At 68.1% G+C, this 21,501-nt stretch carries 18 protein-coding genes; 13 read left to right on the top strand and 5 right to left on the bottom strand.

The window, feature by feature from the left end:
* Window positions 1-111: 111 nt before the first annotated feature.
* The 8 genes from CRP56_RS16120 (at window position 112) to CRP56_RS16085 (ending at window position 11,212) form a co-directional block, all read left to right on the top strand.
* Window positions 112-2,670 (top strand): Z1 domain-containing protein, encoded by a 2,559-nt coding sequence (locus tag CRP56_RS16120; RefSeq protein WP_097264611.1) that lies wholly within the window; start codon window positions 112-114, stop codon window positions 2,668-2,670.
* Window positions 2,667-3,692 carry a PD-(D/E)XK motif protein gene (locus tag CRP56_RS16115; protein WP_097264609.1) on the top strand — a complete coding sequence of 342 codons (1,026 nt, stop codon included), beginning with the start codon at window positions 2,667-2,669 and terminating at the stop codon, window positions 3,690-3,692. The genes CRP56_RS16120 and CRP56_RS16115 overlap by 4 nt, the downstream gene beginning before the upstream one ends.
* Window positions 3,689-5,665, top strand: coding sequence for a hypothetical protein (locus CRP56_RS16110; protein WP_097264606.1), 1,977 nt, complete (start codon window positions 3,689-3,691; stop codon window positions 5,663-5,665). Before CRP56_RS16115 ends, CRP56_RS16110 begins: the two co-directional genes overlap by 4 nt.
* Entirely contained in the window at window positions 5,662-6,558 is an 897-nt protein-coding gene (locus tag CRP56_RS48025; protein WP_218877976.1) for a hypothetical protein, read from the top strand. The genes CRP56_RS16110 and CRP56_RS48025 overlap by 4 nt, the downstream gene beginning before the upstream one ends.
* Entirely contained in the window at window positions 6,555-8,375 is a 1,821-nt protein-coding gene (locus CRP56_RS49085; RefSeq protein WP_306459444.1) for a DNA cytosine methyltransferase, read from the top strand. Before CRP56_RS48025 ends, CRP56_RS49085 begins: the two co-directional genes overlap by 4 nt.
* A 9-nt stretch (window positions 8,376-8,384) precedes the next feature.
* Entirely contained in the window at window positions 8,385-9,746 is a 1,362-nt protein-coding gene (locus CRP56_RS16095) for a DNA cytosine methyltransferase (RefSeq protein WP_257040798.1), read from the top strand.
* 118 nt (window positions 9,747-9,864) lie between these two features.
* Window positions 9,865-10,188 carry a hypothetical protein gene (locus CRP56_RS16090; protein ID WP_097264604.1) on the top strand — a complete coding sequence of 108 codons (324 nt, stop codon included), beginning with the start codon at window positions 9,865-9,867 and terminating at the stop codon, window positions 10,186-10,188.
* Window positions 10,189-10,591: 403 nt separating this feature from the next.
* Window positions 10,592-11,212: a TOPRIM nucleotidyl transferase/hydrolase domain-containing protein gene (locus tag CRP56_RS16085; RefSeq protein WP_097264602.1), complete on the top strand. Its 621-nt coding sequence runs from the start codon at window positions 10,592-10,594 to the stop codon at window positions 11,210-11,212.
* 84 nt (window positions 11,213-11,296) lie between these two features.
* Here CRP56_RS16085 and CRP56_RS16080 read toward each other — a convergent pair whose 3' ends face one another.
* Together CRP56_RS16080 and CRP56_RS16075 are read right to left on the bottom strand one after the other, a co-directional pair.
* On the bottom strand, window positions 11,297-12,316 hold the full coding sequence (locus CRP56_RS16080) for an SEC-C domain-containing protein (RefSeq protein WP_097274098.1): 1,020 nt from the start codon (window positions 12,314-12,316) through the stop codon (window positions 11,297-11,299).
* 97 nt (window positions 12,317-12,413) lie between these two features.
* Window positions 12,414-13,886 (bottom strand): glycoside hydrolase, encoded by a 1,473-nt coding sequence (locus CRP56_RS16075; protein WP_097264600.1) that lies wholly within the window; start codon window positions 13,884-13,886, stop codon window positions 12,414-12,416.
* Window positions 13,887-14,211: 325 nt separating this feature from the next.
* On the opposite strand from CRP56_RS16075, the gene CRP56_RS16070 reads away from it, so the two are divergent.
* Window positions 14,212-14,997: a class E sortase gene (locus tag CRP56_RS16070; protein WP_257040797.1), complete on the top strand. Its 786-nt coding sequence runs from the start codon at window positions 14,212-14,214 to the stop codon at window positions 14,995-14,997.
* Window positions 14,998-15,633: 636 nt separating this feature from the next.
* Here CRP56_RS16070 and CRP56_RS16065 read toward each other — a convergent pair.
* Window positions 15,634-17,034 carry an MFS transporter gene (locus CRP56_RS16065; protein WP_097264596.1) on the bottom strand — a complete coding sequence of 467 codons (1,401 nt, stop codon included), beginning with the start codon at window positions 17,032-17,034 and terminating at the stop codon, window positions 15,634-15,636.
* Window positions 17,035-17,103: 69 nt separating this feature from the next.
* Here CRP56_RS16065 and CRP56_RS16060 point away from each other — a divergent pair, with 69 nt between their 5' ends.
* From CRP56_RS16060 to CRP56_RS16045, 4 genes are all read left to right on the top strand, one after another.
* On the top strand, window positions 17,104-17,631 hold the full coding sequence (locus CRP56_RS16060; protein WP_179851032.1) for a winged helix-turn-helix transcriptional regulator: 528 nt from the start codon (window positions 17,104-17,106) through the stop codon (window positions 17,629-17,631).
* Window positions 17,632-17,671: 40 nt separating this feature from the next.
* Window positions 17,672-17,989 (top strand): DUF6412 domain-containing protein, encoded by a 318-nt coding sequence (locus CRP56_RS16055; RefSeq protein ID WP_097264591.1) that lies wholly within the window; start codon window positions 17,672-17,674, stop codon window positions 17,987-17,989.
* Between the two features lie 106 nt (window positions 17,990-18,095).
* Window positions 18,096-18,782 carry a YidC/Oxa1 family membrane protein insertase gene (locus CRP56_RS16050; protein WP_097264589.1) on the top strand — a complete coding sequence of 229 codons (687 nt, stop codon included), beginning with the start codon at window positions 18,096-18,098 and terminating at the stop codon, window positions 18,780-18,782.
* A 135-nt stretch (window positions 18,783-18,917) separates the two neighbouring features.
* Window positions 18,918-19,775 carry a fumarylacetoacetate hydrolase family protein gene (locus CRP56_RS16045; RefSeq protein ID WP_097274096.1) on the top strand — a complete coding sequence of 286 codons (858 nt, stop codon included), beginning with the start codon at window positions 18,918-18,920 and terminating at the stop codon, window positions 19,773-19,775.
* An 83-nt stretch (window positions 19,776-19,858) separates the two neighbouring features.
* Here the strand turns inward: CRP56_RS16045 and CRP56_RS16040 are convergent, their stop codons facing one another.
* Both CRP56_RS16040 and CRP56_RS16035 read right to left on the bottom strand, forming a co-directional pair.
* Window positions 19,859-20,368 (bottom strand): heme-degrading domain-containing protein, encoded by a 510-nt coding sequence (locus CRP56_RS16040; RefSeq protein ID WP_097264587.1) that lies wholly within the window; start codon window positions 20,366-20,368, stop codon window positions 19,859-19,861.
* Window positions 20,365-21,459: a Gfo/Idh/MocA family protein gene (locus CRP56_RS16035; RefSeq protein ID WP_097264584.1), complete on the bottom strand. Its 1,095-nt coding sequence runs from the start codon at window positions 21,457-21,459 to the stop codon at window positions 20,365-20,367. Before CRP56_RS16035 ends, CRP56_RS16040 begins: the two co-directional genes overlap by 4 nt.
* Between the last annotated feature and the right edge of the window lie 42 nt (window positions 21,460-21,501).

The raw sequence follows: 21,501 nt of genomic DNA, 5'->3' as shown, positions 1-21,501 counted from the left end.
GCGTCCCGGCGCGCTTCGAGGGGCTGTGCCGGGGACGGGTTGATCGATGAGGCGCAGCGCCTCGCAGTCCGATTGGCTCCAGCGAACAGAAACGGGGAACGGTCGACTCCCATGACCGACGAACTCGACGGAATGTACGACACGTTCAGGGCGTTGCTCGATTCGTTCCCTCCGGCGGAGGCAGTCAAGCGGTTGGAGCAGTTCGGCATCCCTGCCGAGACCGTGCAGCAGATACGTGAGCGGCACGAGCAACAGACGATTCGCATCAAGGAGCTCGAAGAGCCGCACGCCGTCATCCTGGGAAACCGCGACACGTGGTACACGGGTCCGCAGGCCAAGGACAAGTGCTGGCCGGCGGTTGCGGCCCAACTCCGCAAGGACGGTTGGCCCGAAACTCCCGCGATCCGAAGTCTCGATGACTCCTCGACCCGTGTGGTCTCTCTGCTGAACCACCCGAAGGAGAAAGAGTTCTCCACTCGCGGCCTGGTGGTTGGTTATGTCCAGTCCGGGAAGACGACCAATTTCACGTCCGTGATGGCGAAAGCTGCGGATCGCGGCTACAAGCTCTTCATTGTCCTGGCCGGCATTCACAACGGGCTCCGCCGCCAGACCCAGGCGCGACTCGTGCAGCAGCTCGTGGAACCGAACCCCTCGTTGTGGTTCCAACTGACCGGGCTCGACAAGGACTTCACCCCGCAGGAGAATCCGGCCTCATATTTCAGCAAGAGCAACAGAACCCACGTGCTGTGCGTGGTGAAGAAGAACGCGGCGGTCCTGCGCAAGCTCGCCAAGTGGCTCGAGAAGGCGTCGACCTACCTTGAGGACTGTCCGGCGCTGATCATCGACGACGAGGCCGACCAGGCCACCGTGGCGACGAAGTCGATCAATCCGCTGATTCTGAACATCATGAGCCATTTGCCGAGGTCTGCATACGTCGGATATACGGCCTCTCCGTTTGCGAACCTGCTGATCGACCCGAGCGCAGAGGACCTGTATCCCAAGGACTTCGTCGTCAACCTGCCTCAACCTGCGGGGCACTTCGGCACGGAAGTCCTCTTCGGTCGCTATGCTCTCGACGGTGAGGACCCGGAGCAGGTCGATGACGGCTACGACATGATCCGTTCGGTCCCGGAGGACGATATTCCCGCGGTGCGCCCCGGCACCAGGGCCGATGTTGAGGGCTTCGAGCCGTACATCACCGACACGCTGAGACAGGCAATCGAGTACTTTTGGCTGGTAACAGCGGCCAGGCGGGTGCGCGGAACCGGTAATCCGCACAACACGATGCTGATCCACACCAGCGTCAACACGGCGGTCCACAACAGCTTCAAGCGGCCCCTGGAGTTTCTGCGGAGGCGGGCCAAGCAGTCGCTGGGCAGCTCCGATTACCTCGTTGGTTTGCGATCCCTCTGGGACGCGGAGACCAAACGTGTACCGGCTGAGGAGTTCGGCGAGACGAAGGTTGCGTTCGAGGAACTGGTTCCGCAACTGCCTGAGGTACTCGACAGCTGTCGCGTCATCATGGACAACTCGAGCAGCGAGGACCGGCTCGATTATGAGAACGGCCCGGTCGTCGCGATCGCGGTGGGCGGCAACACTCTTTCGCGAGGACTCACCCTCGAAGGGTTGTCCGTCAGCTACTTCGTCCGTTCGGTCTCGGCATACGACACTCTGCTTCAGATGGGACGCTGGTTCGGATTCCGCAACGGATACGCCGACCTGCCGCGAACGTGGATGACCGACGAGTTGGCCGAGTGGTTCCGGCATCTGGCCACGGTCGAGACGGAGATGCGTCGCGACATCGACATCTACATGACAGAGGATGAGACCCCGCAGACCTTTGCCGTGCGTCTGCGAACCCACCCCGCTCTGCGCGTGACCGCAGCCGCCAAGATGCGTGATGCCGTGGTAGCCGCATCCTCGTATGGAGGGAAGCGGGTGCAAACACGCTACTTCCACACCAATGCGGAATGGTTGCGTGGCAACGCCGACGCGGCGCGCACGCTGGTCGCCGCCGCACTCTCCAGCACGCACCGTGTGGAGGAGCGGGCTGCTGATGGACGGTACGTCTTCCGGGACGTGCCGCATGAGCTGGTCCTCGATTTCCTTGTCGACTACAAGTTCCACACCAAGTCGCCGGAGAACGATGCCGAGCTGATCAGTAATTACATCCGCAAGCGGGTCAGCGCAGGCTCCCTTGGGCGCTGGAACGTCGCCATTGTGGGCAACCCTGCCGGGAAGCATCGGGACTTCACATTCGTACCTCACGTGACCGTCGGACTGAACAACCGTGCCCGCTTGGCCGTGGCCAATCCCGATCCGGACTTCGCCGACATCAAGACACTGATGAGCCGTAGGGACGCGGCGGTTGACCTCGCTGGGGACACCGGAAAGCTGACCGAGAAGGAGATCACGGAGGAGCGGCGCAAGCAGCTTCCCGACACCGGTCTGCTTGTCCTGTATCCGATCGACAAGGTGTCCGAGCCTGATCCTTCGAAGAAGCTGCGTGCGCCGCTCGACGCGGAGGAGCACGTGATCGGTGTCGGCCTCGTTTTCCCGAAGCCTGAAAACGACGACAGTGTGCAGAGCTACATTTCGGCGGACTTGTCCAACGTGCGAGCTGATATCGAGGAGGAGGACTACAGCCTCGTCGACGGTGAGGACGCATGAACGAGGACGAGCTTCGCAGCCTCGTCGAGCGGCGCTGGGCCGCGCTGGAGACGGAGCCTGCCACCGGGGAGCGTCGCCTGCGGGTGGCGGAACTCTCTGTCACCACGAGCAGCGGTCCTTTGGCAGTGGCTGTCGACCACGACGGACACCGCCATCTGCTGGTGCCGATCCATTCGCACATAAAGGTGCGCACTGGCCTGGACGGGCCGGTGCTTCGGCTGCGAAAGCGTCCGTTGGAGGACGCAGACACATACCAGACCTACGCGGATCTGGGTTGCCTGCAGGACGATTTCAGCGACCTGTTCACCGAGTTGTGTGTGGACGTGTTGGTGAAGGCCCTTGAGTCGCCTGACAATCCCGTCAAGGCGCTCTATCGCGTGCTCGACCGCTGGAAGTCTCTTTTCCGGACGCAGGGGCCGCCCCTCGGGCCGGAGGAACTTGCCGGCCTCTTCGGTGAGTTGACGGTGCTCAACCGCCTCCTTGGCAAGGATTCGAGTGCACACCGGATCTGGCATGGGCCCCAAGGACACCGCCACGACTTCTCGGCGGCGATCAACGCGGTCGAGGTGAAGGCAAGCACCGGCAGCGAGGGCCGAAGGCCGAGGATTCATGGGCTCGACCAGCTCGAAGCGCCCGCCGGTGGAAACCTCTACCTGGTCTGGTTTCGGCTGCGCCGCACCACGACGAGCGGAATCGGAACCCGATTTGTCGAGTCGGTGGACGAAGCCCTTCGACTGAGCGACGACGAAGGGGCTCTTCTCGATTTGCTTGCAAGGGCCGGCTACCGTCTCGCTGACGCCGACCTCTACGAGGACGTGTGTTTCGCGATCGCCGAGGAACGGTGGTACCGAGTCGACGCGGACTTCCCCGGCTTGACCGGCGAAGCTCTCACCGCAGCAGGCGTTCCTGTATCCGTCATGGACGTGGAGTACACCATCGACCTGTCCGGCGAGAATCCGATGCCGATGGAACCTGAGCAGGTCTCCCAGATGATCGAGAAGCTGGTTCAGGAGCCCGCGTGACCGAGCCTCGTTGGTTCTCCCAGCCCTATCCGCCGGAAGGCGCCAGCGCCGCCGAAGGTATTCGCAACCAGCTCGGCCGCCCAGAGCTCGACCTGCTGACTCTCTTGGTGCGCGAGTCTGCCCAGAACAGTTGGGACGCTCGTATCGCGGGATCGCCCAGTCCGGTCGACTACCGCATCGACATACGGACGGTGAGCCCGGCGCATGCCGTGGCGTGGCGCGAACTTCTCCTCGAAGGCGCGCCCACCAATCCGGAGCACTTCCCGCTGCGCGACGCGCTCAGACATCGGCCCGTCCGAGTGCTGGCCGTTTCCGACCGTGGCACCCGTGGGCTCGGCGGCCCTACCCGCGCTGACCAGGCTGTGGGGTCCGAACGAGACTTCGTCTCCTTCATCCGCAACATAGGAGAGCCGCGAGACACCGCACTTGGTGGCGGTACGTACGGGTTCGGGAAGGGCATCTTCTACCTGCTGTCGAAGTCCGGAACGGTCCTCGTGCACTCCCGATGCCGCACGCCTCTGGGAGGTTACGAGACGCGACTCATCGGATGCACCCTGTGGAAGAGCTACGTCGCCCAGGAGAGCGTCGGCGAACGCCGCTACACAGGCCGCCACTGGTGGGGCGACACTTCCGGAAATGTTGTGGAACCCCTGATCGGCCAAGCAGCCGAGAGCGCTGCCCAGAAGCTGGGACTCCGAGCATTCGGGCCGATCGAGACAGGGACGACCGTCGTTGTCATCGACCCGAATTTGGACGAACTCGAGCCGGCCGCAGCAGCCGACTACTTGGCCGAGACTGCGGCGTGGCACCTCTGGCCGAAGATGATCTCAGCGGAGGGCAAGGCCCCGGCCATGCGCCTGTCCGTCACCTGCGACGGTGTGGATCACCCTGTCCCCGATCCTCGGCAGACGCGGCCGCTGAGCATGTTCGTCGCCGCCTACGAGACAATGATCGGGCCGACGGGCAGTGACTTGGCCTGCCTCAAGCCGAAGCAGCACCTCGGGCGACTCGGTCTGGTCAAGCGGATCATGCCGCCGCTGGAACCGACGCGCGCCTCACGCATGCTCGACGTGGAGGACCTGGTACACCATGTGTGCTTGATGCGGCCTGCGGAACTCGTCGTCACCTACCATCCGGGGCCGAAGCCGCCGAGCGTCAATCAGGGTTACGCCGGGGTCTTCCGCGCAAGTGAGGCCATGGACGAGGTGTATGCGAAGGCTGAGCCGCCCACGCACGATGCCTGGCATCCCCAGTCCCTGGACAGACCCGAGAGCACCTATGTGAGGACGACGTTTCAGCGCATCGGGGAGGCGTTGAACGACCTGTTGTCCCTGAGCGGTGTCGCTCGTTCCGGCGCGAGCAACGTAGCGTTGGGAGCGGCTAGTTCATTCTTCTCCGGACTGGTGGGCGGGGCCTGGGGCATTGGTGGGGCCACGGCCTACTCCAAGCCGGAGGGAGTCGCCCGGCGTGCTGCGAAAGAGGAGGAGGGCTCTCGGCGTTCAACAGCCGGGCGCCCTGCCACGGCGGGCGGGCCGTCGAGTCCTGAAGACGGCTACGCCGACGGCGCAGCCGATTTCGGTGACCGTGAAGAGCCGTCGTACGGGACAGAGAACGGCCGGGCCGGCATCGCAAAAAGGCGCCCCCGCGTGCAGTACGTGGGGGAGCCCTACTACGAGGATCGTGATGAGGACGCGTTGCTCGTTCAGGACTTCCGGCTACCGGTGGACGGCTTGCAGCGGGTCCGCATCGATCTGGCCGTAACCCTCCCCGGAACAGGCGGGCGCGAGACCGATCCGCCGATCGGAGCGAGCATGCCTGTCCTGCTTGGGTGGGAAGACGTCGACGGTCGCCTCCACAGCGGCGACACATGTGTCATTGCAGGCGGCGACGCCGTATGGCGCGCGCTTGTACGTCCGGCCCCGGACACCATGACCGAAATCGGGATCAAGGTCGAGGTGGTGAAGGGGCCGTGACTCGCCGCGTTCTTCCCTACCGAGTGCCGCCCGAGGACGTTGTCGCTGCCGAGCCGTGGCAGTTGGTGGTCCAGGACGGTGAGGTCCAGATGCCGGAGGCGCTGCCGGATTGGGACTACCAGATGGACTTGCACCTGCGCAGGACTGTCAGCGTCGATCTCGACCGTGCGCGATCCCTGTCGGGGCTCCCGGCCGACGCGGCGCTGACCCTGGCTGTGGTGTGGACGGCAACCGGGTCCAACCTCAGTGGGCCCGCCGAACACGCACGACTCGACGACAGCGGCACGATCACCGCGGAGTTCGACATTGTCCTGCGTGGCGCGGACCTCGGCGGCTTGCTTGTCCTAGACACTGCTCTGGTTCTGGGCGAACGCCGACCCGACGCTGGTCCTTCCTCGCCTCGCCGTGCCGGCTCGGTGCTGTGGAGCGATCGAGAGGAACTCCGGCTGCAGGGTGATGCCCCGCAGTTCCCGATGGCGGTCATCGACTTCGCGTTGACATCCTTCCCGGACAACGCTGCATGGCATCTACAAATCAGCGGTGGTCTGGAGAGCGCCACGATGGGGTCGCTGCTGCTACTCGTCAACGAACGGAACACAGTCACTGCCACCGCGTTCGAGAACGCTGGCAAACCCCGCCCGATCGACCGGATCGTCCTGTCCGCGGTGTACGCGGACGCCGCGCGCATCATGATCGAACACGCTCTGAGCAATGACGACTTCACTGAGGACAGCGATTTCCCGGATGGCTCGCTGGGGGCGACCCTGGTAAGTCTCTTCGACAGACTCTTCCCAGGGCAGCCGATAACCGACATCCGTCTGCGGCGTCGACAATCGCCTGCGCTCTTCGCCTCGGACCTGCAGGCGGCGGTCAAGATCTTTGAGGTGTCATGATGAGCTTCCTCTACCCTCGGCTGCTCGGCGAGCAAGCCAAGCCGCTCTTCGAGCAATACCAGTACTTGCCTGTCGAGGAACTGGCCGACTGTGTCCGCTTCTCCCATGAGTCCGCTGTATACGTGGCCACCGGCGGGGACCGGATCTCCACCACCCAGCTTCGCGAACTGCGGGAAAGCATTGTTGATCTTGCCAAAAGCGCAGGTTTCCCCGACGGTTCCGACCGTGCGCGCAACGCCGAGTTCGACCTTCAGCTAGCCGCCCTGCTGCACGCAGAGATGGGCGTGGTGCCCGCTGAGGCAGCCTCGCGGGACGTCTGGGCTTTCCTCGCCCTTGTAGTGCTCCCGGATGTCGCGTTCTGGCGCTACCCTCAGCCGCCGAAGGATCGTGTCCTCGGTACCGATCTCACTCGCCATGTCTTCGGCCGCCTGTGGTGGCGCGCTCAGCTGGTACGAGCCTCCGACGATCCAGAGCCGTACGGTGCGCTCAAGATTCTTGGTGAGGCGGCGTTCGACCAGATTTACGCCCGCCGTGCCGCGCTCGGTGGCAGTCCGCACATGGTCCGCGCGATTCTCCGCGTCTGGAAAGACCTCGATCTCCAGGGCCTCAACGAGCGCGAGACACTCCGCGACTTCCTCAAACGGTTGCTGCGGCTCGCTCCGTTCGTACTCTTCGACGGCATTGAGGGACACGCTCTGGATGACGAGTTGAGGTCGGTCGCTCAGGAGTCCGTCGATGCACAATGTCGCGCTTCGCCGTCCGCCGGGAGCGACGGCGCACACCGTGTTGCTGTTACCCCACCCGCCTTCTCGGCTGCTCAGCGGACGCCGTCAGTGTCCGGGCGCCCTGCAGAGCCTCCGGTGGACCGTCGGTTCCGTTCTGTTGAGATCTGTGCCGGTTGCGGCGCGCAAGCCCTCGGCCTGGAACAGGCCGGCTTTGATCCTGTGGTACTCCTCGACAGCAAGGCCGACGCCTGCTTCACCATCGGACGCAACAGACCGGAATGGGACACGATCTGCATCGACCTAGTGCATTTCCCAGTCAGCCAGCGGCCGGACATCATCGGCGTCGATCTTCTGAGCGGCGGTCTCCCGCGGGTCAAGTCGATGGCTACTGTCGGGCGGGACGAGGACACGGACGAACGCAGAGTCCTTCGGGCCGCCATCGATCTGGCGCACGAGGTGAAACCCAGGGCCGTGCTCTTCGAGAACGTCCCGGACCTGGCCGAGAGCCCGGAGTTCGAGGCCGATCGGGAGTGGATGGGAGCTCGGCTCGCGGAAGCCGGATACCGCACCACATGGAAGATTCTCAACGCGGCTGACTTCGGTGTGCCGCAGAACCGCAGGAGCAGCTTCATGGTGGCCATGCGGGAGCCGTACTTCTCGCGGTTCTCTTGGCCCGAGTCGGAGGGCAGGCCACCTCCCACTGTTGGTGAGGTGCTCGGCCCGTCCATGTCTTCACGGGGCTGGCCGGCCGCAGATGAGTGGATCAAGGGCGCGGACCGTATTGCACCGGCGCTCGTGGGAGGGTCCGATCGACGAGGTGGCGCCGACCTGGGTCCCACCGGTAGCAAGAAGGCGTGGGCGGCGCTGGGCGTGAACGGCAACAGCCTCGGCGACGAGCCGCCAGGAGCGGATTTCCCCTCCGCGGAGATGCCCAAGCTGACTGTCGAGCAGGCCGCACTCATTCAGTCGATCCCTGAGGAGTGGATCTTTGCAGGAGGCAAGACATCTCGTTATCGACAGATCGGCCATGCCATGCCGCCGCCACTTGCCGCTGCTGTCGGACATGCCATCGCAGCAGCCCTACGAAGCTAAGATCACGCCATGCATGCGTACCGCCCCGACGATCTCAACATGATCACCGTCCTGGACCTGTTCTCGGGTTGCGGTGGTTTTACGCAGGGATTCCACGAGTTCCGACCAGAAGGGGCGGAAGGCACAGGACCGGTGTTCCGCAGCATCGCGGCGGTCGAACACAACGCGGCTGCGGCCGCCACGTACGCGGTCAACTTCGGTAGCGAGCGGCTCGACAAGGAGCTTCCAGCTGCCCGGGTGCACTTCGGGGACATCGAGAAGTGGGAGCCCACCGAGGATGATCTGCATGCGGATGTCGTGGTCGGGGGGCCTCCCTGCCAGGGATTTTCGGCGTTGAACCGGAACAGGAAGGGTACGGAGCGTAACCGCCTTTGGGAGGAGTATGTCCGGATTGTTGCGAGAGTTCGACCCAAGGTCTTCGTGATCGAAAACGTCGATCGTTTCCTCAAGTCGGATGAGTTTCGCAACCTGCTGAGCGAGGTCCGGGAGGGGGGCAAGCTCGCGGACTACCGGCTGGTCGACCCCCCGGGGCATGTACCTGGCGAAACCGAGGATCAGAAGATCAAGCGGTACCTCCTCAATGCGGCGGACTACGGCGCGGCCCAATCGCGCCGGCGCACCATCGTCATCGGCGTCCGCAGGGACATCGACAACGTTCGCGCGATGTCCTACCCGGCGCCGATGCTTCGGCGCCGCCCGAAGAATGGCATGGATGCCGCTGCGCAGACGCTCGACGGTGTCGGTGCAGAAATCGGTTATTGGAAGCCGGTGGACGAGATCTTCAAGGAGTCCGAGAAGATCCCGCTCACGGGGACCGAGCTCCCCGATGGAAAAAAGTACATTGAAGATATCGACGTGAACGTTCCAGGTATCTTCACGACCGAAGATCTCCATTTCAAGCGTCAACCGAAACAGCTGTCGTTGGCGCGTTATCGTGCGATCCCTGAAGGTGGGAACCGTAAGGATTTGGAGGGCAAGTGGTACACGTTGGACGAGGACGGTGTTTTCCAGTTCTACTCTGTACCGAGCCCTGTGGGTGTGAAGACGGCGGTTGAGTACCTCTCGACCGAGAGCTGGGACAACCACACGACCGGCACTGGCGACGTCATGGGGCGACTCCGTCTCGGTGAGCCGTCCGTCACTATCCGCACCGAGTTCTTCAAGCCGGAAAAGGGTCGCTACCTACATCCTACAGAACCCCGCCCTATTACCCACTTCGAGGCTGCCAGAATTCAGGGATTCCCCCGTGAATTCCGATGGTGCGGATCGAAGACGGAGATTGCGAAGCAGATTGGCAACGCGGTTCCGATCCCTTTGGGGAAGGCCGTTGCCTCGGCCATTTTCGATTGCCTGAGGCGTCAGAGTAATTAGTGCTCCAGCGGGAATAGCGAACTGCAACTGGAGTGCTGAAGGGGTTCCGTTGCGGGTGGGTCGGACAGTAACGTCCGCATCTGGGACACAGACCTCTCTCCTGGAGTTCCATCACCTGATGGACATGTCCTCCCGAGAGATCCGCCTGCCCCTCGACGAAGTCGTGGCGGTCCTGCAAGACCTGAACGAGTTCGTGGTTTCCCTTGATCGCATCGGGGCTCGGCAGGCGTCGGGGACTGCCGATGAGCGGACCGTGGGGGAGTTCGTCGCCGACTGGGATGTCGCTCGGCGGCTGGCTCGTGCGCGACGGGTCATCAGCGTTGCGTTGGACGGGCAGTTGAGCGAGGCCGAGAACGCGGAGGTCGATGCCCTCTGCGAGCGAGGGCGGTTCTACGGTGAGGGCGGCGCCGGAAGTGTGAGCGGTGACCCCGCTGAGCTGTGACGAGACGGGCGTTCATGGCTTCGCCTGCTGTGCGGGTGCTGTTGGGGCCGCCCGCTTCCTCGTCAGTGTCGTGCTTCCGCGGCCCGCCTCAAGGGCGCTGCGCGTCGGCTGCGCCGATGGCCCTGCGGGCCACCCTTGACCCGGGCCGCTCCAGCACGGGGGAGAAGCGAGCGGGCGGCCCGGGGAGACGGGCGGCCGAGGTCAGTTGGCGGCTCGGTCGGGTTTCGGTCGGCCTGCGTTGCCGGGCGCGGGGGCGCCTCGCCTGCACGCCGGGTGGGTTTGGCGGCTTGTGCGTTGTGGGTGGGCGCGTTGGCGAGGTGGGGGCGCGTGGCGGGTGGGGGCGGTGGGTTGGTGTTGGGGAAATTACCTCGCCCCGGGGCCGGTGGGGGCTGAGACTCGTCTCATGACTGACATGGGGGCGTTCCGGGATGCCGTCGCCGCGTGGGTGGGGGGTGGTGGCGATGGGGGGCCTGCGGCTGAGCTTGCTGGGGTGTTGGGCGTTCGGGTCGTCGTGCTGCTTGAGGGGCTTAGTGATGTTGCCGCCGTCAATGCCCTCGCGGAGCGGCGGGGGCGGGATCTGGAGGGGGAGGGGGTGTGCGTGTTGTCCATGGGTGGGGCCATGAATGTGGGGCGCTATGCGGGGCTGCTCGGGCCCTCCGGGCTGGGGCTTCGGCTTGTGGGGCTGTGTGATGAGCGGGAGCGACCGTATTACGTGCGTGGATTTGAGCGGGGCGGTGCGGGGGAGCAGGGGGTCTTTGTTTGCTCGGCGGATCTTGAGGATGAGCTCATCCGGGCGTTGGGGGTGGCGCGGGTGGGGGAGCTCGTGAGGGAGGAGGGGGAGTCGCGGGCGCTGGAGATCTTTCTGCAGCAGCCTGCGCAGCAGGGGCGGGCTCCTGAGCAGCAGTTCCGGCGGTTTCTCGGTACGAAGAAGGGGCGCAAGATCCGTTATGGGCGCGTTCTCGTCGAGGCGCTCGATGAGGATCGGGTGCCGGCTCCGCTCGACGGGTTGCTCGCCGGTCTCTGACATGCGGGTGACGGCCGCCTTTGCGGTGGTGGTCGGCGGCCGTCGCCCGGGGCGGATGCCCTTACGTCAGCTTCGGCGTGTCCGCTATGCCGTCCCCACTCCATGGCAGTCGCCGTACAGCCGTTCCGACCCGCACCAGCACTCCGCCCCCCGCTGCGGCGGCCACGCCACCGCTCGGCCTCGGGCCGCCAGCGTCGTCGCGTACTGCGGGAGCAGCGCGCTGTCTGCCGGGGAGGATCCCTCCGAGGCCGCGAAGGCCTCGTAGGACGGGACCGTGCCGGTGACGATGCCCAGGTTGGGGGTGCCGGAGGCCGCGAGTTCGCGTAGGGAGGCCTCTATCGTCGCGAGGTGCTCCTCGTGGGAGGGGTACTCCTCCGACAGGGGCGCGTACGCGGTCAGCAGTTCCGTCAGTTCGTCCTTCGGCCAGTGCAGGACCGCCACCGGGAAGGGGCGGGAGAGGGCCTCGCGGTAGGTGCCGAGTTCCGCGCGGAGGCGGGAGATCTCCGCCGCCAGTTCCGCCGGGTTGTCCGAGCCGAGGGACCAGACGCGCTTGGGGTCGTGCAGCTCGTCCAAGGGCACCGGGGACGTGTGGAGGGTGTCCGCCAGGACGTCCCAGTCGTCGTGCGGGGCGCCCAGCATCCTGCGGACCCGGTGGCGGCCGAACAGGAGGGGGTGCGTGGAGTACGGGGGTTCCGCTACGTCCTCCAGGAGCACGCGCGCTCCCTCCGTGAACGTCTCCTGGGCCTGCTCCAGCTCGTCGTGGGCTTCCAGGGACTCGGCCACGATCACCCAGGGGGCCGGGTCCCGGGGGGCCTCCGCGCGGACGCCGGTGATGATGGCCCTGGCCTCGGCCTCGTGGCCGTACTCCCACAAGTTCGAGGCCTTGAGGGCGCGTACCAGATGCGGGCTCTCCAGCGAAGCGGACGAGGACAGTAGGCGGTCGTAGAGCGTGGTCGCCGCGGGGCGGTCGCCGGACAGTTCCAGGTGGGCGGCGGCCTGCAGGAGCAGGGGCTCGGCGTCCTCGGGATACAGGCCGGCGGTTCGCTCCAGGCGTGCCGCTTCGGCGGTGTGGTCGACGTTCTCGGCAGGCGTGTCGGGGCGCATGAGGGACACCGTACTGCCGAGCGGTGACATGGGAGAGATCTCTGCAGGCCAGGGCCCGCCCGTCCCGGAACCGACCCTGGCCCGTCTCACGCGTCGATCAGATCGTCACCCCGTCGATCTGGATCGTCTGCACCGCCTTCGCCGCGAAGGGGACGGCCACCGTCTTCCCGCTCAGGAAGGTGTTGGAGTACGACGCGTACTTGTCGCCGCCCGTCGTCACCGTGTTCCAGCGCGGGACCAGGCCGCCCGAGCCGCCCGTCACCGTGGTGAAGCGGGAGAGGTCGAAGGTCAGGGTCTGGGCGGAGGTGGAGGTGTTGAGGGCGACGATGACCAGGCGCTTGGCGGTGGCGTCGTAGGCCGCCGTCGCGTAGCTGACGCCGGTGTCGAGGATCCTCATCCCGGGGCGGATGTGGCGGCTGAACTGGGCCAGCACGTAGTACTTCGTCTCGATCGCGCCGGGCTGCAGGGTGCTCGCGTCGTACTTGATCACGCCCCAGCCCGCCGACGGGTCCATGACCTGCCAGTAGACCCAGGCCGTGGGGTGCAGCCAGCGGAAGTCGTAGAGGAGGTTGAAGGCCAGGTTGTAGCCGGTGCCGTCGCTGTCGCCGGTCTCCGAGTTCCAGAGCTTCTTGCCGGCGGTCGTGACGACGTCCGTGTAGAGCAGGTCGCGGCGGCCGCCCGAGCCCTGGTAGCCGTGGACGTTGACCTGGTCGACGTAGCCCTTCGTGGTGGAGCTGAAGGAGTTCCAGGTGGTGCGGGCCAGGTCGTAGCTCGTCTCGTCCGAGGCCGAGATCTTCACACCGGTCAGGCCTCGGCTGTTCAACTCGCTGCGCAGATAGGGGAGTACGGCCGCCTGGACCGTCGCGTCCATGTGGCAGCCCTCCTGCGTGCCGGTCGCCGTCCACCAGGACGACGAGGGCTCGTTGAAGGCGTCCACGGTCGCGAAGTTCACGCCCCAGTTGTTCTTGGCGTGCAGGGCGACCGAGGCGAGGTGGGAGGCGTGCTGGCGGTAGTTCCAGGACTGGAGGTTGTTGCCGCCGTCCGAGGCGCCCGAGGGGTTGTGGTTCAGGCACATCCACCACATGGGGGAGTTGGCGAAGAGTTCGGTGGTCGCGCCGCGGGCCACCGCCTTCGTCAGCATCGCGCGCTGGGTGGCGTCCGCGGTCCAGTCCCAGGCGGAGGACGTGGGGTCCTCGTTGTTCCAGTCCTGCCAGTAGCCCTCGATCTGCTTGAACGCGGGGATGTTGGGTGACGCGACCATCGACGACCCGCTCACCGTGTTCCCGCTGCACGCGCCCAGGTTGTAGCGGGCGATGTTCAGGCCGAGGCCGGGGAGTGAAGTGTTGTTGTACGTCGTCGACTTGGTGGTGAAGAAGAGGTCGGCGAAGTCGTCCCGGGCGCCGAAGACATTGGCCCACCAGGCCAGTGAGGTGCCCCAGCCCTCCCAAGTGCCGTACGACGTGCCGGGGGTGACGGCGATCGTGGCGTCGGCGCGCGCGGTGCCGGTCGCCAGGGCGCTGCCGAGGAGGGTGCCTCCCGCGGCCGTCAGGAGCGTTCTGCGTCGGATCATTGGCTGTCTTTCCGCCTCTCCGTGGGGCCAGGATCCTGCCCCTGAGCAGGAGTTGGCCTGAAGACGTAGTGGTGGCTCGCACCTCTCGCCCCCCGCGCGCCATCACGAAGCATCAGGGGTGACGGGTGGGGTTGTCGAGAGGTGGGACAGCGCTTTCTCCAACGGTTGTGAGAAGGGGTAGCGGTTGTGGGGTGGTGGGCGTGGAGCGGTGGGCAAGTCGACGGTCGGTGCTGTAGGCGTTGTCGCTCTGGTCACTTGCGGGAGCAGCGCCTATGGTGCGGGCCTGGTCCAGGTCCGGTGGGCGGCCGAGCAGGCAGGTGGGTGCATGCGGGTTCCCTTCGTACGACCTCCACGCGCTCCCGTCGTACGGCACGACACCCGGCGTCGGCGTGCCCGGCGGCGGCAGATGGTGTGGGTGGGGGGTGAACTCCTCGTCACCGTGGGGGTGGTGCTGCTGCTTCTCGTCGTGCACCAGCTGTGGTGGACCAACCGGGAGGCCCGGCGTGGCGCCGAGCGGAAGGTCGAGGCGCTGGAGCGGGAGTGGGGGACCGGGGCGCCGACCCCACCGGCCGGTGACCCGCCCGAGGTCGAGGGTTCGGGGGAGCCGCAGGTCCCCTCCACCCGCCGGCAGCCCACCACCCGCCCCGCACAGCCCAGTTGGTCCCAGGCCTACGCCATCCTCACCATCCCCCGCCTCCACCTCCGTGTCCCCGTCGCCGAGGGCGTCGGCAAGCAGGAGGTGCTCAACAAGGGGTACGTCGGCCACTATCCCGGCACCCAACAGCCGGGCCAGGCCGGGAACTTCGCGCTCGCGGGGCACCGGAACACGCACGGGGAGCCGTTCCGCTACATCAACCAGTTGGCCGCGAAGGACGCCATCCAGGTGGAGACCCGGACCGCGGTCTACACGTACGCCGTCGACAAGACCCTCGACCGGACCTCGGCCCGCGACGCGGGCGTCCTGAACCGCGTCCCGCGCTCCACGGTCCGTACCGCGTACGGCTACTCCGAACCCGGCTACTACCTCACCCTCACCACCTGCACCCCGGAGTACACGTCCCGGTACCGGTTGGTGGTGTGGGCCAAGCTGACCTCGATGCGCCCGCGCTGACCCGGGCCGGTACCGGCTGGTGGCGCGGGCCAAGCTGGCGCCGACGCGCCCCGCTGATCTCAGCCCCACGCCCGCCCCTGCTGACCCGAGCCCTGTGTCCGCCCCTGCTGACCCGAGCCCTGTGTCCGCCCCTGCCGACCCGTCCCTGCGCCTGCTCCCGCTGACCTGAACCTCTACGCCTGCCCCGGCTGGCCGGCGGCCCTCCGCCCGCCCTCGCTCCCGCTGACCGGCGTCCCTGCGCCCGGTCCCGCTGCCCTGCGCCCTGCGTCCGCCCCGGCTGACCGGGGGCCCGTGCGCCCGCCCCCGCTCCCACTGACCGGCGGCCGTACGTCCGCTCCTGCTGACCGGCGGCCCTACGCCCGCCCCCGCTGTCCCGCGGCCCCTGCGTCCGCTCCTGCTGACCGGCGGCCCCTACGCCCGCCCCCCGCTGACCCGCGCCCTTACCCCCGCCCCCCGCTGACCAGCGCCCTTACCCCCGCCCCCCCACTGACCCGCGGCCCCCACACCCGCTCCCGCCGACCCCCGCCCCTACGCCCACCCCCGCCGACCCGCGCCCCCCACACCCGCCCCCAATGACCTGCGCCCCTGCCCCCGCCGACCCGCAGACACCACACCCGCCCCGCCAACCCCCGCCCCCTACCCCCGCTCCCGCAACACCCCCAACAACACCGCCGCCACCCCCGCCAGCCCCGCCGACACGACCATCGCCACATCCGCCCCTCGCGCCAGCCCGCCCCCCACCGACGTCGACACCGCGATCGTCAGCGCGACGCCCGCGCACGAGCCGACGTAGCGGAACGTCTGCTGTGCGCCCGACCCCATGGCGGCCCGTGCCGCAGGCACCGACTCCACCGCCACCAGCGGAAGCGCGGCGTTGAGGAGGCCGCTGCCGATGCCGCCGAGGAGCAGGCCGGGCAGGAGGCGGGTCCAGGAGTGGGCGGAGAGGGCGCCGAGCATGGTCAGGACGCCTGCCGCGTGCAGGGCGAAGCCGAGGGCGAGTTGGAGGCGGGGCGGGACGCGGCCGGCGAGGCGGCGGGCCTGGAGGGCCACCGTGAAGGAGAGGCCGGACCAGAGCAGGAACAGCCAGGCCGTGTTCATCGCGGACATGCCGAGGGTCTGCTGGAGCAGCGCGGGCAGGAAGCTGAAGAGGCCGATCACCGCGAGGCCGGTGAACAGGCCGCCCGCGGAGGAGGCCAGGAAGGCGGGGCGGCGCAGCAGGCCGAGGTCGATCATCGGGGTGGGCGTGTGGCGTTCCACCCAGGCGAAGGCGGCCACCAGTGCGACCGACGCCAGCAGCAACAGGCCCACCGGGGCCCGTAGCCAGCCGTCCCGGCCCAGGGTCAGGGCCGCGATCAGGGCGACGAGCGCCAGCCCGAAGGTGAGGGCGCCGAGCACGTCGGGGCGGCCGGGGCGCGGGGCCTTGGACTCGGTGAGGCTGCGGCTGCCCAGGGCGGCGAGGACCAGTGCCGCGGCGCCCAGCACCCCGTACGCCACCCGCCAGTCGGGCATCGCGCCCGCGACCAGCGGGCCGACGGCTATGCCGCCGCTCACGAAGGCGCCCCACACACCGGTCGCGCGCAGCCGTCCGCGCGGGGTCGGGAAGGCGTGCACGAGCAGGCCCAGGCTGCTGGCGAGCAGGCCCGCGCTGGCCGCGCCCTGGGCGATCCGGGCGAGGGTGAACTGCCAGGTCGTCGACGCGAACGCGCCGAGGACGGTGGTCAGGCCCAGGGCGAGGGTGCCGGCGGTGAAGATCCGGCGGCGGCCGTGGTCGTCGGCGAGGCTGCCGGCCACCAGGAGGAGGGCGGCGAGTCCGAGCGGGGTGCCGTTGAGGAGCCAGGCCTGGGCGGAGAGCGGGGTGTGCAGGTCGGCGGCGGTCTCGGGGAGCGTGACCATCGGCGCGGTGTACGTCATCAGCGCGACGGCGGTGGCGGCGCTGGTCAGGGCGAGGGTGCGGCCGGGGTGGGCGACGGTCACCGGGGCGGCGGAAGCGGTCGGGACGGGGGAACCGGTTACGGTTCGGTCATTGAACCTTGCCATGGCCCGTACCCTAGCAGGGTTGGTTCATTCATTGAACCAACCTGTCGCAAACTGGCTAAGGTGGAGGACATGGCACTGGGCAAGGACTACGCGACGCAGGAATGCTCGATCGCCCGCGCGCTGGAGATCGTCGGCGAGCGCTGGACGCTGCTCGTCGTCCGCGACGCGCTCTACGGCGTACGGCGCTACAACGACTTCCTCGTCCACCTCGGCATCCCGCGCGCCGTCCTGGCCGCCCGCCTCCACACCCTCACCGAGGAGGGAATCCTGGAGAAGCGCCGCTACCAGGAGTCGCCGCCCCGGGACGAGTACGTCATCACCGACCGCGGCATCGGACTGTGGCCCACCATCCGCTCGCTGGGCCGCTGGGGCCGCGAGCACTACGACGAGGCCCGGCTGCGCTGGTTCCGGCACGCGGCCTGCGGCACCGAACTCGGGTCGTACGGCGAATGTCCCGCCTGCGGAACCGTCGTACCGGTCGGGGACGTTCTGATGGAGCCGGGACCCGGACTCGATCCGGACCCGGCGGATCCGGTCAGCCGGGCGCTGCTCAAGCCGAGGAGGCTTCTTCAGCCGCTCGAGACCGGTCAGGTATAACCGGGGGAGCACGCACCAAGGCAGGCAGGGAGGGGGATCGGTGAACCGCAGTCCGCGGACGGCACCCGCCGTCGCCCTGTTCCTCCCGCTCCTCCTGCTCCTCCAGCTCGCCGTCCTCGACGCGGGCAGCCTCTCCGCCACGGTCGCGCTCGCCGCGACCGCCGTGGCCGGCTCCGCCCTCGCGCTCTGCGGGCTCGCCGCCGCGCGCTGCGCGCCCGCCGTGCCGCCCACCCGGGTGCGTACGGCCATCAGGGACCGCGCCCGCCGCACGGCCTTCCTGCCCCAACGCGACCCCGACGCCCGGGGCCGCACCAGGCCCCGAGCCCCCGGCCACGCCCTCCCGGCGACCACCGCGTAGGGCCCGCACGTCCATTCCGCCTGCCTGCCCTCGCGCGGGTCGTCATGCCGTTCCCGGCCATCACCGGAACGTTCCGGCACCGACGAGACCCCCGGAGGGCTCACCCATGTCCGTCTTCGCCACCCTGGTCGAGCAGCTCGCCGACCTCCTCCACCCGCTGCTCGGCGCATCCGCCGCGGCCGGCGCGATCGTCCTGTTCACCGCGGTCGTACGACTCCTCGTCCACCCCCTGTCCCGGGCGGCGGCCCGCGGCCAGAAGGCCCGCACCCGACTCCAGCCGAAGATCGCCGAGCTGCGGAAGAAACACGCCAAGAACCCCGAGAAGCTCCAGAAGGCGGTGCTGGAACTACATGCCGAGGAAAAGGTCTCGCCGCTGTCCGGCTTCCTGCCGAGCCTGCTCCAGCTGCCCGCCTTCTTCCTCCTCTACCACCTGTTCTCCACCACCACGAACCCGCTGCTGACCCATGAACTCTTCGCCGCGCCCCTCGGCGGCCGCTGGGCCGACGCCCTCGGTGACGGCGGGATGCTCGGGGGCGCGGGGCTGGTGTACGCCGCCCTGTTCGCGCTCGTCGCGGTCGTCGCCGCCTTCAACTACCGGCGCGCCAAGCGCACGCTGCCGGTCCCGGTCACGGACGGGCAGACCGTGCCCGGCATGGGGGCGATGACCAAGGTCATGCCGTTCATGTCCTTCTTCACGCTCTTCACCGTGGCGGTGGTGCCGCTGGCCGCCGCGCTCTACGTCGTGACCAGTACGACCTGGAGCGCGGTGGAGCGGGCCTTCCTGTATCGCTGACCCGACCGGTCAAGTCCGAGCGGTCCAGTCCGTGAACCGGGTATTGCGGACTGGACGCCGAGCTTGGAGGATCGACCAGTCATCCGATGGCTGCACCCGTCGGAGGGCGCACAGCGATCGAGGGAGATTGTGATCATGAAGCTGCTGCGAGTCGGTACGGCGGGAGCGGAGACGCCCGCGCTGCTCGACGGCGAAGGGGTCCTGCGGGACCTCTCCGGTGTCGTCCCTGACATCGACGGGGCGCTGCTCGCCGACGCCGACGCGCTGGGCCGGGTCCGGGCCGCGGCCGAGGCGGGCACGCTGCCCGCCCTGGACCCGACCGGGCTGCGGATCGGACCGCCGCTCGCCCGCATCGGCAAGATCGTCTGCATCGGCCTGAACTACCACGACCACGCCCGGGAGACCGGCGCCCAGCCGCCCGCCGAGCCGGTGATCTTCTTCAAGGCCGCCGACACCGTGGTGGGCCCGTACGACACGGTGCTGGTCCCTCGCGGGTCGGTGCAGACCGACTGGGAGGTCGAGCTGGCGGTCGTCATCGGACGTACGGCCCGTTACGTCGAGTCGGCGGAGGCGGCGCTCTCGCATGTCGCCGGGTACGCGGTCGCGCACGACGTGTCCGAGCGGGAGTTCCAGCTGGAGCGCGGCGGCACGTGGGACAAGGGCAAGAACTGCGAGACGTTCAATCCGCTGGGGCCGTGGCTGGTGACGGCGGACGAGGTGCCCGACCCGCAGAACCTGTCGCTGAAGCTGTGGGTCAACGGGGAGCTGAAGCAGGACGGTACGACCGCCGAGCAGATCTTCCCGGTGGCGGAAGTGGTGCGGTACGTCAGCCAGTTCATGACCTTGTACCCCGGGGACGTCATCAACACGGGTACGCCCGCGGGGGTTGCGTTGGGGGCGCCTGATCCGAAGCCGTTCCTGCGGGCCGGGGATGTGGTGGAGCTGGAGATCTCGGGGCTTGGGCGGCAGCGGCAGGAGTTCAAGGACGCCTAAGGGGGGTGGGGCGCGGGTTTGGTGGCGGCTGCGGGTTGTCCGTGGCTGGTCGCGCAGTTCCCCGCGCCCCTGAGGGCGTTGTCCTACCGCTCCTTTTCCAGGAACTGTTCCAGCGCCTCCACCACGAACTTGTGGTCCTGGAGCTGCGGAAGGCCGCTCACCGTCACCGATCCGATGACCCCCACGCCCTCCACCGTGATCGGGAACGAACCCCCGTGGGCCGCGTACTCGTCCGGGTCCAGGCGGGAGCTCTCCTCGAACGTCGTGCCCTTGGCGCGGAAGCGGGCGCCGACCAGGTAGGACGCGGAGTTGTAGCGCTCGACCACCCGGCGCTTGCGGTTGATCCAGGCGTCGTTGTCCGGGGCGGAACCCGGCAGGGCGGCGTGGAAGAGCTGTTGGCCGGCGCGGTGGATGTCGATCGCGACCGGGGCCTGGCGCTCGCGGGCCAGCTCCACCAGCAGGGTGCCCAGTGCCCAGGCGTCGTCATGGGTGAACCGGCGGAAGACCAGGCGGCGTTCCTGGGCCTCCAACTCCTCGATCGGCGGGGTCAGTTCCGGATGGAACTTCGGGGTCAGCTCGGTGTTGTGGGTCACAGCTTCACCACCACTCCGTCGTGGGCCGAACGGCGGGCCGCCTCCAGTACGTCGAGGGCGGCGGCCGCCTCAGATGCGGTCACCGGGTTGGGACCGCCGTCGAGCAGGGCTTTCGCCACGGCCGCATAGTAAGCGGGGTAGTCCCCGGCGAGGGTCGGTTCGGGGCGTCCGCCGCCGGTCACCGGGGATTCCCCGGCGCCGACCCGGCCCCATAGCGACTCGGGTTCGAGACCCCAGTCCTGGTCGGTCCCGGGCCGCCTGCCGTCCCGCAGGGCCGCCTCCTGGGGGTCGAGGCCGTACTTCACGTACCCCGCCTCGGAGCCCAGCACCCGGAAACGCGGGCCGAGTTGGGCGGTGGTCGCGGAGACGTAGAGGTGGGAGCGGACGCCGTTCGCGTGGGTGAGGGCGAGGAACGTGTCGTCGTCGACGGAGGCGCCCGCCCGCCGGATGTCCGCCTCGGCGTACACGGACGTCACGGGGCCGAAGAGGACGAGCGCCTGGTCGACGACATGGCTGCCGAGGTCGTACAGCAGACCTCCGATCTCTGCCGGGTCGCCGGACTCCCGCCAGCCGCCCTTCGGCTGCGGCCGCCACCGCTCGAAGCGGGACTCGAAGCGCCATACGTCACCCAGGGCGCCCTCGGCGAGGAGCTTGCGGAGCGTCAGGAAGTCGTTGTCCCAACGGCGGTTCTGGAACACGGAGAGCAGCAGGCCCCGCTCCTCGGCCAGGGCCGCCAGCTCGCGCGCCTCGGCCGCGGTGCCGGCGACGGGCTTGTCGACGACGACCGGGAGGCCGGCCTTCAGCGCGGTGGTGGCGAGCTGGACGTGCGTCTTGTTGGGGGAGGCGATGACGACCAGGTCGAGCTCGTCCGCCCGGTCGAACAGCTCGTCGGGGGTCGCGGCGACGCGGACGTCCGGGAACTCGGCGCGGGCCTGCTCCTGGCGCTCGGGGTTCGAGGTGACCACCGTGTCGAGGGCGAGGCCCTCGGTGGCCGCGATCAGCGGGGCGTGGAAGACGGAGCCGGCGAGGCCGTATCCGATGAGGCCCACGCGGAGGGGGGCCTCGGGGATGCCAGGAGTCGTACCAGTCATGACCCCCACTTTCGCAACGCTGTTGCCAAAGTGCAAGCACAG

The sequence above is a fragment of the Streptomyces sp. TLI_55 genome (genome assembly GCF_900206255.1).
Lineage (GTDB): Bacteria > Actinomycetota > Actinomycetes > Streptomycetales > Streptomycetaceae > Streptomyces > Streptomyces aquilus.
The sequence above is the reverse complement of the archived record's forward strand: the minus strand, read 5'-3'. Positions and strand labels throughout refer to the sequence as shown.